We start from the raw sequence: 13,892 nt of genomic DNA, 5'->3' as shown, positions 1-13,892 counted from the left end.
TGCCCGCCAACGCGGGCACCACCCGCCACCCCCACCCGTTATAACCGAACACCAGCTCACCGACCGCGATCAACTGCTTCGCCAACGGCGGATGCACGATCACTTCGTAACCAGCGTTGTTCTCGTACCCACCGTTGCGCAGGATTTCCCACGCCTGCACCGTGTAGTACTTCTCGTCGAAGACGGGTGAGCCCTTGTCGGTGGGCACGCCGAGGTTCTGCAACCGGACGAACCCGCCGATCACCGTCAGCGCGATCGTCACGACCAGCGCACGCACCCGATCCTGCGGCATCGGACTGCCCAGCAGCGCCGCCTCACGATCCGACGGCGGCCGCACCAGCTCAGGATTCTCCCCGTACGAACGGGTCAGCGTCGCAGTCACCTTCGGGTATCCGGGCGCGCTACCGTGATTCGGGCTGGTTGCCGCTTTCGGCCTTCTCGCCCGCGACGGCCTCGTCAGCCTTCTCCCCGCTCTCCGGCTTCTCGCTCGCACCGTCCTCTTCGGACGGTTTGGCCTCGGCATCACCGTCAGCGTCGGCATCGGGGGCGTTCCGCGGATCGTCCTTGCCGCGCAACAGCTCCGGCAGCTCGCGAGGCCCCCGGGCCTTGGCCAGCACCACGTAGACGACCGCGCCGATGAAGACCAGGATCGACACCCAGACGTTGACGCGCACCCCGAAGATGTGGTTCGCGTTGTCGGAGCGCATCATCTCGATCCACGTGCGGCCCAGCGTGTACCCGGCGACGTACAGCCCGAACACCCTGCCGTGGCCGAGCTTGAACCGGCGGTCCGCCCACACGATCAGCCCCGCGACCGCGAGGTTCCAGAGCAGCTCGTAGAGGAACGTCGGGTGCACCGGGCTGCCCTCGAGCGGGATGTGCCCGATCGCGACGCCCGTCGGGCCCTGGTCCGGGATGCCGGGGTTGCCAGGGTCGAAGCGCTGGTAGATCTCCAGTCCCCACGGCAGGTCGGTGTGCGCGCCGTAGAGCTCCTGGTTGAAGTAGTTGCCGAGCCTGCCGATCGCCTGCGCCACGACGATGCCGGGCGCGATCGCGTCGGCCATCGCGGGCAGCGGGATACCGCGGCGGCGGCAGGCCAGCCACGCACCGACGGCGCCGAGCGCGATGGCGCCCCAGATGCCGAGCCCGCCTTCCCAGATCTTCAGCGCGTTGAGCGGGTTCTTGCCCTCGCCGAAGTAGAGCTGGTTGTCGGTGATGACGTGGTAGAGCCGCCCGCCGACCAGCCCGAACGGCACCGCGAAGACCGCCATGTCGACGACGGCGCCCTTGGTGCCACCGCGCGCGATCCAGCGGCGCTCGCCCCACCAGATCGCGACGATGATGCCGACGATGATGCAGATGGCGTATGCCCGCAGCGGAATCGGCCCGATATGCCAAACCCCCTGGTCGGGGCTGGGAATGCTGGCGAGGTGTGCGACCGAGGCGGAAATCACGAGGCCACCGTAACGTGTCGGTGTCTTGGCTCGGTGAGGTGCCGCCCGGTCCGCACGATCAGCCCAGTGCGGCGCCGACCGCCTTGCGCAGTTCCGGCAGCTTCGCGTACAGCTTTTCGCCGGGGCATTCGGTGTTGTAGAAGTCCCGGTGCCCCTTGATCTCGGCGGTTGGGATGCCGTACTGGGCGCAGAGGTAGGCGCACAGCGCGACGAGCGCGTCCCATTGCGCCTTCGGCGGCACGACCGAGGTGTAGGTGCCCTCGTTCTCGATGCCGATCGCGTTGTCGTTCTGGCCGGGGCAGTGCGCGGCCCTGATCATCCGCTGCCCGGAGCGCAGCGCGTCGAGGCTGCCGTGCCTGCCTTCCAGCGCGTACCCGCCGCGGCTGACGGTGAAGTGCTGCCCGGTGTCCGACCAGCCGTTGTTGTCCATGTGATCGGCCTGGTCGTTGCGGGCGACCTGAAAGGCGTGCTCGCGCGAGTAGTCGGTGCTGTTCGCGCTCGCGATGTGGTGCACCAGGATCCGGTTCGCCCTGTGCCCGAGCGTGACGAGCTGGTCGCTCGGGGCCCGCGCGCCCCACTCGGCACAGCCGTAGACGCGGGGCGCGGCCGAAGCGGTGCCGGGCAGCAGGAGTCCCGCCGCGCCGGTTCCCGCGACCAGCGCCCCGAAGCGGAGCACGTTCCTGCGGTCCCACACCCGATGATCAACCATGCGCGCCATCGTGAGACGGGCGCGTACAGGATCCGTACAAACGCTAGGCCGGGCTGACGGCCTTTCGGACACCCTCGGCCAGCTCGCCGGACAGCGCGCGCACCGCGTCAGCGCCCCGAGCGGCGGCGGTCACCAGCGCGGAGCCGACGATCACCGCGTCCGCGAACGCGGCCACCTCGGCGGCCTGCTCGCCGGAGCGCACGCCGAGCCCGACGCCGATCGGCAGGTCGGTGTGCTCGCGGGTGCGCCGGACCAGGTCCTCGGCACCGGAGCCGACGGTGTCCCGCGCGCCGGTCACGCCCATCACCGCGGTCGCGTAGACGAATCCGGAGCTCGCGCGCACGGTGCGGTCGATCCGCTCCTCCGAGGACGACGGCGCGACCAGGAAGATCCGGTCCAGCCCGTGCGCCTGCGAAGCCGCCATCCAGTCCTCGCCCTCGTCCGGCGTGAGGTCCGGGGTGATCATGCCGAGCCCGCCGGCGGCGGCCAGATCGCGCGCGAACCTGTCGACGCCGTAGCGGTGCACCGGGTTCCAGTACGTCATCACGACGGCACTGCCGCCCCGCGCGGAGACCGCTTCGACGACCTCGAACACGTTCTTCAGCCGGAAGCCCGCGGTGAGCGCGGCGTCGGCGGCGGCCTGGATCGTCGGGCCGTCCATCACCGGGTCGGAATAGGGCACGCCGACCTCGACGAGATCCGCACCGCCGTCGATGACCGCGGACAGCAGGTCCTTCGACCCGTCGACGGTCGGGTAGCCCGCGGGGAGGTAGCCGACGAGCGCCGCGCGGCCTTCGCCCCTGGTCTTCGCGAAGACGTCGCTCAGGCTCACAGCTTCTCCTCGTCGACCAGCGCGAAGTACTTGGCGGCGGTGTCCATGTCCTTGTCGCCGCGCCCGGAGAGGCTGACCAGGATCAGGCCGCCCGCACCCAGCTCGTGGCCCAGTTTGAGCGCGCCGGCCAAAGCATGCGCGGACTCGATCGCCGGGATGATGCCTTCGGTGCGCGAGAGCAGCCGCATCGCGTCCATCGCCTCGGCGTCGGTCACCGCGCGGTACTCGGCGCGCCCGGTGTCCTTGAGCCACGAGTGCTCGGGGCCGACACCGGGGTAGTCGAGCCCCGCGGAGATCGAGTACGCCTCGACGGTCTGGCCGTCCTCGTCCTGCAGCAGGTACGAAAGCGCGCCGTGCAGCATGCCGGGGGTGCCCTCGGTGAGCGTCGCGCCGTGCTCGCCGGAGTCGAGGCCCTTGCCGCCTGGTTCGAGCCCGACCAGGCGGACGTCCGGGTCGTCGATGAACCCGTGGAAGATGCCGATCGCGTTGGAGCCGCCGCCGACGCACGCGGCGACCGCGTCGGGAAGCCTGCCGGCCAGCTCGAGGATCTGCGCGCGGGCCTCTTCGCCGATGACCTTGTGGAAGTTCCGCACCATTACCGGGAACGGGTGCCCGCCCGCCGCGGTGCCGAGCAGGTAGTGCGTGGTGTCCACATTGGACACCCAGTCGCGGAGCGCCTCGTTGATCGCGTCCTTGAGCGTGCGCGACCCGGTCCTGACCGGGATCACCTCGGCGCCGAGCAGCTTCATCCTCGCCACGTTCAGCGCCTGCCGCTCGGTGTCGACCTCGCCCATGTAGACGACGCAGTCGAGGTCGAGCAGCGCGCACGCGGTGGCGGTGGCGACGCCGTGCTGACCGGCGCCGGTCTCCGCGATGACCCGCTTCTTGCCCATGCGCTTGGTCAGCAGCGCCTGGCCGAGCACGTTGTTGATCTTGTGCGAGCCGGTGTGGTTCAGGTCCTCGCGCTTGAGGAAGATCCGCGCGCCGCCGGCGTGCTCCGCGAACCGCGACGCCTCGGTGAGCAGCGACGGCCTGCCCGCGTAGTCCCGGAGCAGGCGGGCGAACTCACCGGTGAACTCCGGGTCGAGCCTGGCCTTGTCGTACTCGGCCGACAGCTCGTCCATCGCGCCGATCAGCGCCTCCGGCATGAACCGGCCGCCGTACGGGCCGAAGTGGCCGCGCTCGTCGGGGTCGTGCCCGTTCGGCCGCGCCTTCTCGTCGGTCACCGCGACGGCCTCGGGCAGGCCGGGTGGGATCCGGCGGTGACCAGCTTGACGAGGGCTCCCTTCGGGTCCCCCGACGCGACGAGCCCCTCACCGACCAGCACCGCGTCGGCGCCGTGGCCCGCGTAGGACATCAGGTCGCCCGGCCCGCGGACACCGGACTCCGCGATCTTGACCACGTCCATCGGCAGTCCTGGCGCGAGCCTGCTGAACACGTCGGTGTCCACTTCCAGGGTGTGCAGGTTCCGCGCGTTGACGCCGACGATCCTGGCGCCCGCTTCGAGCGCGCGGTCGGCCTCCTCGGCGTTGTGCACCTCGACCAGTGCGGCCATCCCGAGCGACTCGACCCTGTCCAGCAGCGCGACGAGCGCGTTCTGCTCCAGCGCCGCGACGATCAGCAGCACCATGTCCGCGCCGTGCAGGCGCGCCTCGTGCACCTGGTACGGGCTGACGATGAAGTCCTTGCGCAGCACCGGGATGTCGACCGCGGCGCGCACCGCGTCGAGATCGGCGAGCGAGCCGCCGAACCGGCGCTGCTCGGTCAGCACGCTGATCACGCGCGCACCGGCGTCCTCGTAGTCCTTCGCCAGCTTGGCCGGATCCGGAATTTCGGCCAGCTCGCCCTTCGACGGGCTGCGGCGCTTCACTTCGGCGATCACGCCGACCGAGGAATCCCGCAGCGCGCCCATCGCGTCCCGCGGCGCCGGAGCTTCCGCGGCCTTGCGCTTCAACTCGTCGAACGGCAGCGCGGCTTCGCGCTCGGCGAGGTCCGCACGCACGCCTTCGACGATCTCCTCGAGCACGCTCACCGGGCGCCCTCACCGGTCGAAACGCATGAGGTGTTCACAGCTTCACTCGCAAGGTGCCTCACAAAAACCTTCCCCTTCCCGCCTGAATGATGCTAACCCGGGCAACACTCAGTAGTGGCTTCGGGTCGATACCGGAGCGATCAACGAGAAGCGGTCGGGTCTTCACCATCGGACAGTGACTCCCACAGTTCCGTGTCGGGGTCGCGCACGGACCGTTTGGCGCCCGGCGCGGAGTACCGCGCGCCGAGGCGTGGCATCCGGCCCGCGCCCTTGAACCCTGCCAACCCGGCGGCGATCATCAGAATTCCCCCGGCGAGCGCGAGCGCGCGCCCGGCGTGGATCTCGGCCACCGGTGCGCCGTCGGGGAAACCGCCGAACCGGACGCCGTTCACCGCCGTCCAGCAGGCCGCGAGCCCCGCCACCGCGAGCACGGCGCCGAACACGCGGCGCGGCCAGCCACCGGTGGCGATCATCGCGGCGACACCGGCCAGCGCGAGCAGCGCCAGCGGGACCACCGCACTCGCTTCCTCGGCGCCGGTGCGCTGGTCGAGCACGATTCCGCGGACACCGGCGTCCCGCGCCGACGCGCTCCAGACCAGCCTCGACGATCCCCACAGCGCGGCGGCGCTGAGCAGGAGCAGTACCGAAACCAGCCACAACGACCGGCTCCGCTTCGGCGTGCCGTCAGACACCGGCGTCGTCCTCGGCGAGTGACTCGGCAGGAGCCAGCGTCTGCGCGGCGGCCACCGCGGACAGCACCGTGCGCGCCTTGTTGAGCGATTCGGTGTCCTCGTACCCGGCCTCGGAGTCCGCGACGACGCCGCCACCGGCCTGCACGTACGCCGTGCCGTCCTTGACCAGCGCGGTGCGGATCGCGATCGCGGTGTCGGCGTCACCGGCGAAGTCGAGGTACCCGACCACCCCGCCGTAGAGCCCGCGCCTGGTCGGTTCGAGCTCCTCGATCAGCTCCATCGCGCGCACCTTGGGCGCGCCGGACAGGGTGCCCGCCGGGAAGCACGCGGTGACCGCGTCGAAGGCGGTCTTGTCCCCGGCCAGCTCGCCGGTGACCGTCGACACGATGTGCATCACGTGGCTGTACCGCTCGACCTCGAAGAAGTCGACGACCCGCACGGTGCCCGGCTTGCACACGCGGCCGAGGTCGTTCCGGCCGAGGTCGACGAGCATGAGGTGCTCCGCGCGCTCCTTCTCGTCGGCGAGGAGGTCCTTCGCGAGCTGCGCGTCCTCCTCCGGGTCGAGGCCGCGCCAGCGGGTGCCCGCGATCGGGTGCGTGGTCGCGCGCCCGTCCCTGACCGTGACCAGCGACTCCGGGCTCGATCCGACGATGTCGAACCCGTCGAGCCGCAGCAGGTACATGTACGGGCTGGGGTTCGAGGTGCGCAGCACGCGGTAGATGTCGAGCGCGTCGGCCTCGTTGGGGATCTCGAAGCGCTGCGAGGGCACCACCTGGAACACCTCGCCCGCGTGGACCGCCTCGACCGCCTTCTCGACCGCGGCGCCGTACTCCTGCTTGCTGCGGCGGCGGAGGAACTCGGGGACCGGGCGCGAGAACACCGCGGTCGTCGACGGTGCGGTGGCGCGCAGGCGCACCGTCATCTCCTCGATGCGGCGCACCGCGTCGTCGTAGGCCGCGTCGACGCGCTCCGGCGAGTCGTCCCAGTTCACCGCGTTCGCGATGAGCGTGACCGTGCCCTCGTGGTGGTCGAACGCGGCGAGGTCGGTCGCGAACAGCATGGTCAGCTCGGGGATGTCGAGATCCCGCTCGGCCAGCTCCGGCAGCCGTTCGAGCCAGCGGACCGCGTCGTAGCCGATATAGCCCACCATGCCGCCGGTGAGCGGCGGCATGCCCGGCAGCGGCTCGGTGTGCAGCAGCTCGACGGTCTCCCGCAGCACCTGCAGCGGGTCACCGCCGCGCGGCAGGCCCGCGATGGGCGTGCCCTCCCAGACCGCGGCGCCGTCGCGCACGGTCAGCGCGGCCGGGCTGTGCACGCCGATGAACGACCAGCGCGACCAGGACTCGCCGTTTTCCGCGGACTCGAACAGGAAGGTGCCGGGACGGTCCTGGGCGAGCTTGCGGTAGACCGCGATCGGCGTCTCGCCGTCGGCGAGGAGCCTGCGGACCACCGGGATCACTCGCCTGCCCTCGGCGAGGGCTCGGAACTCGTCTCGCGACGGGCTCACCGGCCCGAGGCCGACGGTGCTGGCGTTCGCGGAAGGGGCACTGGCCATGCGAGCATTGTGCCCTGCCTGGTACACATCGTCCCGCGCCCGCACCCCCTTTGTCCGTCCCATTAATTCATAGCGTGTTGAATTATGTTCCGCTGCCAGTCATGATGGGCCCGTGAACACTGAGAACGAGCCTGCCAAGCGGCGTGGCCGACGTCCCGGTGGGCAGGACACCAGGACCGCCCTCATCGAAGCCGCGCGCACGGTGTTCCGCGAATCCGGCTACGAGGGCGCCACGGTGCGCACGATCGCGACCAGGGCAGGCGTCGACGCCGCCATGGTGAACCACTGGTTCGGCTCGAAGGAGAACCTGTTCGCCCAGGCCGTCCTGCAGTTGCCGTTCGATCCGCAGGAACTGATCGCGACCCTGCTCGAGGGCGAAGTCGAGCACCTCGGGGAACGCATCGTGCGCACCTTTCTCACCCGCTGGGACGAAACCGAAGGCGGCGTCTTCCCCGCGCTCGTGCGCAGCGTCGCCGGGCACGAGCAGGCGGGCGACGTGCTGAAGGACTTCTTCCTCAAGCAGGTGTTCAGCAGGATCGTGGCGAAGCTGAACGTCGACGACAAGGAGTTCCGCGCCACGCTGTGCGCCTCGCAGCTGATCGGCATGGGCATGGTCCGCTACGTCGCCCGTTTCGAACCCTTCGCGACCACCGACATCGAAACCGTGGTCGCCGCCGTCGCCCCGAACCTGCAGCGCTACATAACCGGCGAGATCTCCTGATCCGGCAGCGAGGCGCCAACGCCATTCAACTGCCACTCACCTCGAGAGCCGCGCCCCCGGCAGCGCAAATTCAGCCGCCCGATAAAAGATCAGAGTCGAAGCAAGTACGGGTGCCGGTGTGGCAGGCCGGGCCTTCCTGGTCGACGCGAACGAGCACGGTGTCGGCGTCGCAGTCGAGCCTGACCTCGCGCACGTGCTGCACGTTCCCGGAGGTCTCCCCCTTGACCCACAGCCGTTGCCTGCTGCGCGAGTAGTAGGTGCCGCGCCGGGTGGTGAGCGTGCGGTCCAGCGCTTCGTCGTCCATCCAGGCGACCATCAGCACGTCGTTGGTGGTGTGGTCGACCACGACGGCGCAGATCAGCCCGTCGGCGTTGCGCTTGAGCTTGGCGGCGATTCCCGCGTCGAGGGTCATGGCTGGCTCCTGACGACGATCCCGCCCGCGCGAAGGGTGTCCTTCACGTCGGCGATCTTCAACTGTCCGAAGTGGAACACGCTGGCGGCGAGCACCGCGTCGGCTCCACTGTGGACGGCGGGGACGAAGTGCTCGAGCGCGCCGGCGCCGCCGCTCGCGATCACCGGGACGCGCACCGCCTTGCGGACCAGTTCGATCAGTTCGAGGTCGAACCCGGCCTTCGTGCCGTCGGCGTCCATGGAGTTGAGCAGGATCTCGCCGACCCCGAGCTCCTCTCCCCGCGCCGCCCATTCGACGGCGTCGATGCCGGTGCCTTCGCGGCCGCCGTGCGTGGTCACCTCGAACCCGGACGGCGTGCCGCCGCCGCGCCGCGCGTCGACCGACAGCACGACGCACTGGGAGCCGAACCGGCGCGAGGACTCGTGGAGGAACTCCGGGCGCGCGATCGCGGCCGTGTTGATGCTCACTTTGTCGGCGCCGGCACGGAGCAGGCGGTTCACGTCGTCGTTGGTGCGGACGCCGCCGCCGACGGTCAGCGGGATGAACACCTGCTCGGCGGTGCGGCGCACGACGTCGAAAGTGGTCTCCCGGTTGCCGGACGAGGCCGTGACGTCGAGGAAGGTCAGCTCGTCCGCGCCCTCCGCGTCGTAGGCGCGGGCGAGTTCCACCGGATCGCCCGCGTCGACGAGATCGGTGAAGTTGACGCCCTTGACCACGCGCCCGGCGTCCACGTCAAGGCAGGGGATTACTCGTACCGCGACCGACATGGCATCCAGTTTACGTTTCGCCCGCAGGACGGCCTCCGGCACGCGCGCGCGGTGATCTTCGCCCTAGAGTCGACACCATGTGGTGGGGACTGGTGTGCGCGTTGCTGGCGGCCGTGGCGTACGGCGCCGCCTCGGTCATGCAGGCCGCCGCCGCGCGCGGCACCGAGGAGTCGGCGGGCGGCGTCGACCCCCGGCTGCTGCTGCGGGTGCTCAAGCAGTGGCGGTACCTGCTCGGGCTCGGGCTCGACTTCCTCGGGTTCATCGCGCAGCTCGCCGCGCTGCGCGTGCTGCCGCTGTTCGTGGTGCAGGCCGCGCTCGCCGCGAGCCTCGCCGTGACCGCGGTCGCCGCGCTCGCGCTCGGCGTCCGGCTCAGCGGGCGTGAATGGGCGGCGGCCGCGGCGGTGTGCGTGGGGCTGGGCCTGCTCGGCACGGCGGCCGAAACCGAAGGGTCCCAGCCCGTCGGCACCGCGTTCCACCTCGCGCTGCCGGTGGCCGCGGTGGTGCTCGGCGGGATCGGGATGCTGGCCGGCAAGGCGTCCCGCCGCGTGCGGACGACCGCGCTGGGGCTGGTGGCCGGGCTCCTCTTCGGTCTCGTGGCGGTGTCCGGCAGGGTGATCTCCAGCGCGGACCTCCCCGGGCTGCTGGCCGATCCCGCGACGTACGCGGTGGTGGTCGCCGGCGTGCTCGCGATGCTGTTCTACGCGACGGCCCTGCAGCGCGGGAGCGTCACCGGGGCCACCGCGATGATGGTGATCGGCGAAACCGTCGCGCCGTCGGCCATCGGCATCTTCGTGCTCGGCGACCAGACACGGGCGGGCTTCGCCCCCGTCGCCGTCATCGGGTTCGCGCTCGCGGTCGCCGCCGCGCTCGCGCTGGCCAGGTTCGGCGAACCCGCGGCGCCGCCGGTCAAAGCCTGATCGAAACCGCTCCTTCCCAGCGTCGGCAATCCGCCGCAGCGAGTCGGCGGCGTCGGCGGGTCTCAGCGGGGGTACCAGCAGGACCTCCCTTCGCCCGCGGGCCGGGCCTATGGTGAAGGGGTGACCACGATCGATCCGCGCACTGAGATCAAGGAGTTCCTGAGTTCGCGTCGCGCGCGGATCACGCCCGAGCGGGCCGGACTGCCCGCCTACGGCGGCAACCGCCGGGTCAAAGGTCTGCGTCGTGAAGAGGTAGCGCTACTGGCCGGGGTGTCGGTCGACTACTACGTGCGCATGGAGCGCGGCAGCCTCGCCGGCGCCTCCGACGGGGTGCTCGACGCGCTGGCCTCCGCTTTGCACCTCGACGAGGCCGAGCGCGATCACCTGTTCCACCTTGCCCGGCAGTCCAGGACGCCCAGCGGTCCGCGCCGCCGGCGACCCGCCGTGAAGATGCGTCCGGCGCTTCAGCAGGTGCTCGACGCCATCACCGACGCACCGGCGTGGATTTGCAACAGCCGTTATGACGTGCTCGCCATGAATCACCTTGCCCGCGCGCTGTACTCACCGGTGCTGGCCGACGCACGACGGCCGGCGAACACCGCGCGGTTCGTGTACCTGGAGCCCGAATCGGCAAAGACGTTCTTCCCCGACTACGACCGAATCGCCTGCGATGTGGCCGCGAAGCTACGCATGGAAGCCGGCCGCGATCCGCACGACGAGGAACTGATCGCCCTGGTCGGCGAGTTGTCGACACGCAGTGAACTATTTCGGCGGCGGTGGGCATCTCAGGACGTTCGGCTCCACCGGTCCGGACGCAAGCGTGTGCACCACCCGGCCGTGGGCCAGCTCGACCTGGACGTCGAGTCGATGGAGCTGCCTGCCGACCCCGGCCTGCTCCTGACCGTCTACACCGCGGCCGCCGGCACGGCGACCGCGGACGGTCTGGCCCTGTTGGCATCGTGGGCGGCCAGCCAGGTGGAACCGGCGACCGGGACCCAAGCACTCAGCTGATGTTCCCACCTGACACCGTCCACTTCGTCCGTCCGCTTCGGACGGACGAGGTGGATCAGGGCATCCTGCGGTTGAGCGCGGGAAGCGCGATGCCGAGCAGCCCGCGCACGACGCCGACCGAGATGTCGCGCCAGTCGAACGAGTCGCGCCACACCGCGATGCGGCCGTCGCGGACGACGAAGCGCCCGTAGACCCAGAAGCGCGCCGCGAACCGGCCGAAGCGCAGCTCGTCGGTCCGGTCGGTGAGCACCACGTCGCCGTCGGCGGCCACGTGGTGGTTGTGCACGCCGAAGCCCATCCGGCCCGGCCGCAGCACCGGGCCGGCGAGCTTCCGGAGCCGTTCGCGCCCGTGGATCGTGGGCAGCGAGACGTTGGTGTAGGCGAGGTCATCGGTCACGAGGTCCAGTGCGGCGTCGACGTCGTAGCGCGCCAAGGCGTTCAGGAACTCGACGACGACCGCCGCCGGTTCCGTCGTGGTCGATTCCGGTGTGGTCGGTGCGGTCATGACCCGATGCTGCCAGCTCACCGAGGGTGAACGCGCGACGGACCGGCTACGGTGAGTTCATGACCTCCCCGGATTTCGACCGCCTCGCGGCGGAGAAGTACGTAATGCTCACCACGTACCGGAAGAACGGCGACCCGGTGCCGACGCCGGTGTGGGCCGCCGGCGACGGCGGCGAACTGGTGCTGTGGACGGTGCGCGCGTCCGGCAAGGTGAAGCGGATCCGCAACGGCGGCAAGGTCGACGTGCAGGCCTGCGACGTGCGGGGCAAGCGGACGCACGGCGCCGTGGTGCCGGGACGGGCGCGCCTGCTCGACGACGAAAACACCGCGCGCGTGCGCCGGGTGATCGCGCGCAAGTACGGGATCATCGGCAAGGTGACGATGTTCTTCAGCGAGCTGCGCGGCCCCGAGGACCGCACCGTCGGCGTCGCGATCTCGCTAGGCGACGGCAGCTAGCGCTTCGGGCAGGGTGAACGCGCCCGCGTAGAGCGCCTTTCCGACGATCGACCCTTCGACCCCGTCGCGGCTCAGCGTCGCGAGCGCCCTCAGGTCGTCCAAACTGGACACTCCGCCGGAGGCGATCACGGCGGCGTCGGTGCGCGCGCACACCTCGCGGAGCAGGTCCACGTTCGGGCCCTGCAGCATGCCGTCCTTGCTGACGTCGGTGACGACGTACCGCTCGGCGCCGTCGGCGTCGAGCCGGTCGAGCACCTCCCAGAAGTCGCCGCCGTCCTTCGTCCAGCCGCGCGCGGCGAGCCGGTGACCCTGCTCGGTGATCCGCACGTCGAGGCCGATCGCCACCCTGTCCCCATAGGACGAAATGACCTTCGCCGTCCACTCGGGATCCTCGAGCGCGGCGGTGCCGAGGTTGACCCGGCGGCACCCCGTCGCCAGCGCGGCTTCGAGCGAGGCGTCGTCGCGGATCCCGCCGGACAGCTCCACCTGGACGTCGAGCCTGCCGACGACCTCGGCGAGCAGTTCGCGGTTGGACCCCTTGCCGAACGCGGCGTCGAGGTCGACGAGGTGGACCCACTCCGCCCCGTCGCGCTGCCACTGCAGCGCCGCCTCGAGCGGGCTGCCGTAAGAGGTCTCGGTGCCCGCTTCGCCCTGGACGAGGCGCACCGCCTGGCCATCGGCCACGTCGACGGCGGGGAGGAGGGTGAAAGTCACCCGGCAACTATAAAAGCCGCGCGGCGGTCGCCGTCACAGGGTGTTGAGCCAGTTGCGCAGCAGGTGAGCGCCGGCGTCACCGGACTTCTCGGGGTGGAACTGGGTCGCCCACAACGGACCGTTCTCGACGGCCGCGACGAAGTCCTCGCCGTGGTTCGCCGTGGTCACCAGCGGCTGCCTGCCGGAAAGCCCGGACTCCAGCTCCCATTCGCGCGCGGCGTAGGAGTGGACGAAGTAGAACCGCTCCTGCGCGTCCAGCCCGGCGAACAGCTCGCTCCCGGCGGGCGCGCGGACGGTGTTCCAGCCCATGTGCGGCAGGATTTCGGCGTGCAGCCGCTCCACGGTGCCCGGCCATTCGCCGGTGCCCTCGGTGCGCACGCCGTGCTCGACGCCGTGCTCGAACAGGATCTGCATGCCGACGCAGATGCCCAGCACCGGGCGCCCACCGGCCAGCCTGGTGCCGATGATCTTCTCGCCGCCCGCCGCCAGCAGGCCCTCCATGCACGCCGAAAAGGCGCCGACGCCGGGGACGACCAGCCCGTCGGCGTTGATCGCGGCATGCGGGTCCGCGGTCACCTCGACCTCGGCACCGGCGCGCCGCACGGCGCGTTCGGCGGAGCGGAGGTTGCCGGAACCGTAGTCCAGAATCACGACGCTAGGCACGGGCGAAGTCTAGTTGCCCTTGGCGCGCTTCTGGCGTTCGGTGTATTCGCGCATGCGCTTGGGGTAGCCGACCTTCGCGACCTCGTAGACCGGGATCGAGCGCTTGCCGCCGAACTGCTGTGCGGCGGCGAAGCTTTCGACGCGGCGGCGCGTCCACTCGCCGTCGTGCGCGATCAGCACCACAGTCATCTCGGTCACGGTCGTCTTCGGCTCCACATAGGCCTCGACGCCGTGCCTGGACGCGGCCCACTCCTCGAGATGCTTGGTGTCCCCCGCGCTGGCCTTGCGCAGCGTGCCGGGCTTGCCCTCGCCCTTGCGTTTGCGTCGCAGCGAGTCGAAGAGACCCATCTCGACCACCTCACCTTCCAGTCGGTGTCCCCCGCCATTATCGGGGTGCGGCCCTGAGACCACCGCCACACACCCGGCTAAGTCGCAAGCCTGAACTGCGTAGTG

General features: G+C 70.6%; 17 protein-coding genes and 1 pseudogene. 4 read left to right on the top strand and 14 right to left on the bottom strand.

Annotated features, from left to right (window positions below):
* The 8 genes and pseudogenes from ABD256_RS41890 to ABD256_RS41855 form a co-directional block, all read right to left on the bottom strand.
* Positions 1-382, bottom strand: a pseudogene (locus tag ABD256_RS41890) (dolichyl-phosphate-mannose--protein mannosyltransferase); the annotation flags it as partial.
* 19 nt (positions 383-401) lie between these two features.
* Positions 402-1,454, bottom strand: a complete 1,053-nt coding sequence (gene lgt, locus ABD256_RS41885) for a prolipoprotein diacylglyceryl transferase (RefSeq protein ID WP_344431593.1) — start codon at positions 1,452-1,454, stop codon at positions 402-404.
* Between the two features lie 58 nt (positions 1,455-1,512).
* Positions 1,513-2,163, bottom strand: a complete 651-nt coding sequence (locus ABD256_RS41880; RefSeq protein ID WP_344431591.1) for a peptidoglycan recognition protein family protein — start codon at positions 2,161-2,163, stop codon at positions 1,513-1,515.
* A 43-nt stretch (positions 2,164-2,206) separates the two neighbouring features.
* Complete coding sequence (gene trpA, locus ABD256_RS41875; protein ID WP_344431589.1) at positions 2,207-2,995, bottom strand: tryptophan synthase subunit alpha; 789 nt, start codon at positions 2,993-2,995, stop codon at positions 2,207-2,209.
* Positions 2,992-4,239, bottom strand: a complete 1,248-nt coding sequence (gene trpB / locus ABD256_RS41870) for a tryptophan synthase subunit beta (RefSeq protein ID WP_344431597.1) — start codon at positions 4,237-4,239, stop codon at positions 2,992-2,994. The genes trpA and trpB overlap by 4 nt, the downstream gene beginning before the upstream one ends.
* Entirely contained in the window at positions 4,218-5,027 is an 810-nt protein-coding gene (gene trpC / locus ABD256_RS41865) for an indole-3-glycerol phosphate synthase TrpC (protein ID WP_344431587.1), read from the bottom strand. The genes trpB and trpC overlap by 22 nt, the downstream gene beginning before the upstream one ends.
* A 140-nt stretch (positions 5,028-5,167) precedes the next feature.
* Complete coding sequence (locus ABD256_RS41860) at positions 5,168-5,719, bottom strand: Trp biosynthesis-associated membrane protein (protein WP_344431585.1); 552 nt, start codon at positions 5,717-5,719, stop codon at positions 5,168-5,170.
* Positions 5,712-7,274 (bottom strand): anthranilate synthase component I, encoded by a 1,563-nt coding sequence (locus ABD256_RS41855; RefSeq protein ID WP_344431583.1) that lies wholly within the window; start codon positions 7,272-7,274, stop codon positions 5,712-5,714. The genes ABD256_RS41860 and ABD256_RS41855 overlap by 8 nt, the downstream gene beginning before the upstream one ends.
* Positions 7,275-7,386: 112 nt before the next feature.
* Between ABD256_RS41855 and ABD256_RS41850 the strand changes: the two genes are divergently transcribed.
* The gene (locus ABD256_RS41850) at positions 7,387-7,995 is read left to right on the top strand and encodes a TetR/AcrR family transcriptional regulator (protein WP_344431581.1); all 609 of its coding nucleotides are present in this window, start codon (positions 7,387-7,389) and stop codon (positions 7,993-7,995) included.
* Positions 7,996-8,065: 70 nt separating this feature from the next.
* Here the strand turns inward: ABD256_RS41850 and hisI are convergent, their stop codons facing one another.
* Together hisI and hisF are read right to left on the bottom strand one after the other, a co-directional pair.
* Positions 8,066-8,407: a phosphoribosyl-AMP cyclohydrolase gene (hisI, locus tag ABD256_RS41845; protein ID WP_344431579.1), complete on the bottom strand. Its 342-nt coding sequence runs from the start codon at positions 8,405-8,407 to the stop codon at positions 8,066-8,068.
* Positions 8,404-9,174 (bottom strand): imidazole glycerol phosphate synthase subunit HisF, encoded by a 771-nt coding sequence (gene hisF, locus ABD256_RS41840; RefSeq protein WP_344431578.1) that lies wholly within the window; start codon positions 9,172-9,174, stop codon positions 8,404-8,406. Before hisF ends, hisI begins: the two co-directional genes overlap by 4 nt.
* A 77-nt stretch (positions 9,175-9,251) precedes the next feature.
* On the opposite strand from hisF, the gene ABD256_RS41835 reads away from it, so the two are divergent.
* Positions 9,252-10,091 (top strand): DMT family protein, encoded by an 840-nt coding sequence (locus tag ABD256_RS41835; RefSeq protein ID WP_344431576.1) that lies wholly within the window; start codon positions 9,252-9,254, stop codon positions 10,089-10,091.
* A 120-nt stretch (positions 10,092-10,211) separates the two neighbouring features.
* Positions 10,212-11,102 carry a helix-turn-helix transcriptional regulator gene (locus ABD256_RS41830; RefSeq protein ID WP_344431574.1) on the top strand — a complete coding sequence of 297 codons (891 nt, stop codon included), beginning with the start codon at positions 10,212-10,214 and terminating at the stop codon, positions 11,100-11,102.
* Positions 11,103-11,157: 55 nt separating this feature from the next.
* Here ABD256_RS41830 and ABD256_RS41825 read toward each other — a convergent pair whose 3' ends face one another.
* Positions 11,158-11,607 carry a limonene-1,2-epoxide hydrolase family protein gene (locus tag ABD256_RS41825; protein WP_344431572.1) on the bottom strand — a complete coding sequence of 150 codons (450 nt, stop codon included), beginning with the start codon at positions 11,605-11,607 and terminating at the stop codon, positions 11,158-11,160.
* A 59-nt stretch (positions 11,608-11,666) separates the two neighbouring features.
* Here ABD256_RS41825 and ABD256_RS41820 point away from each other — a divergent pair, with 59 nt between their 5' ends.
* Positions 11,667-12,062, top strand: coding sequence for a PPOX class F420-dependent oxidoreductase (locus ABD256_RS41820; protein WP_344431570.1), 396 nt, complete (start codon positions 11,667-11,669; stop codon positions 12,060-12,062).
* On the opposite strand, the gene priA is transcribed toward ABD256_RS41820, so the two are convergent.
* The 3 genes from priA to ABD256_RS41805 are packed head-to-tail and all read right to left on the bottom strand — an operon-like array spanning position 12,045 to position 13,796.
* Positions 12,045-12,776, bottom strand: coding sequence for a bifunctional 1-(5-phosphoribosyl)-5-((5-phosphoribosylamino)methylideneamino)imidazole-4-carboxamide isomerase/phosphoribosylanthranilate isomerase PriA (priA, locus tag ABD256_RS41815; RefSeq protein WP_344431568.1), 732 nt, complete (start codon positions 12,774-12,776; stop codon positions 12,045-12,047). The two genes, ABD256_RS41820 and priA, sit on opposite strands and share 18 nt — an antisense overlap.
* Positions 12,777-12,809: 33 nt before the next feature.
* Positions 12,810-13,439 carry an imidazole glycerol phosphate synthase subunit HisH gene (gene hisH, locus ABD256_RS41810; protein WP_344431566.1) on the bottom strand — a complete coding sequence of 210 codons (630 nt, stop codon included), beginning with the start codon at positions 13,437-13,439 and terminating at the stop codon, positions 12,810-12,812.
* A 9-nt stretch (positions 13,440-13,448) separates the two neighbouring features.
* Positions 13,449-13,796 (bottom strand): oxidoreductase, encoded by a 348-nt coding sequence (locus ABD256_RS41805; protein WP_344431564.1) that lies wholly within the window; start codon positions 13,794-13,796, stop codon positions 13,449-13,451.
* Between the last annotated feature and the right edge of the window lie 96 nt (positions 13,797-13,892).

The sequence above is a fragment of the Amycolatopsis minnesotensis genome (assembly GCF_039529815.1).
In the GTDB taxonomy this organism is placed as follows: Bacteria; Actinomycetota; Actinomycetes; order Mycobacteriales; family Pseudonocardiaceae; genus Amycolatopsis; species Amycolatopsis minnesotensis.
The sequence above is the reverse complement of the archived record's forward strand: the minus strand, read 5'-3'. Positions and strand labels throughout refer to the sequence as shown.

Bases quoted from the DNA above. Each gene is read 5' to 3' on its own strand.
- ABD256_RS41880 (WP_344431591.1), bottom strand. From the start codon at position 2,163: ATGGTTGATCATCGGGTGTGGGACCGCAGGAACGTGCTCCGCTTCGGG.
- ABD256_RS41855 (WP_344431583.1), bottom strand. From the start codon at position 7,274: ATGGCCAGTGCCCCTTCCGCGAACGCCAGCACCGTCGGCCTCGGGCCG.
- ABD256_RS41835 (WP_344431576.1), top strand. From the start codon at position 9,252: ATGTGGTGGGGACTGGTGTGCGCGTTGCTGGCGGCCGTGGCGTACGGC.
- ABD256_RS41825 (WP_344431572.1), bottom strand. From the start codon at position 11,607: ATGACCGCACCGACCACACCGGAATCGACCACGACGGAACCGGCGGCG.
- hisF (WP_344431578.1), bottom strand. From the start codon at position 9,174: ATGTCGGTCGCGGTACGAGTAATCCCCTGCCTTGACGTGGACGCCGGG.
- hisI (WP_344431579.1), bottom strand. From the start codon at position 8,407: ATGACCCTCGACGCGGGAATCGCCGCCAAGCTCAAGCGCAACGCCGAC.
- ABD256_RS41820 (WP_344431570.1), top strand. From the start codon at position 11,667: ATGACCTCCCCGGATTTCGACCGCCTCGCGGCGGAGAAGTACGTAATG.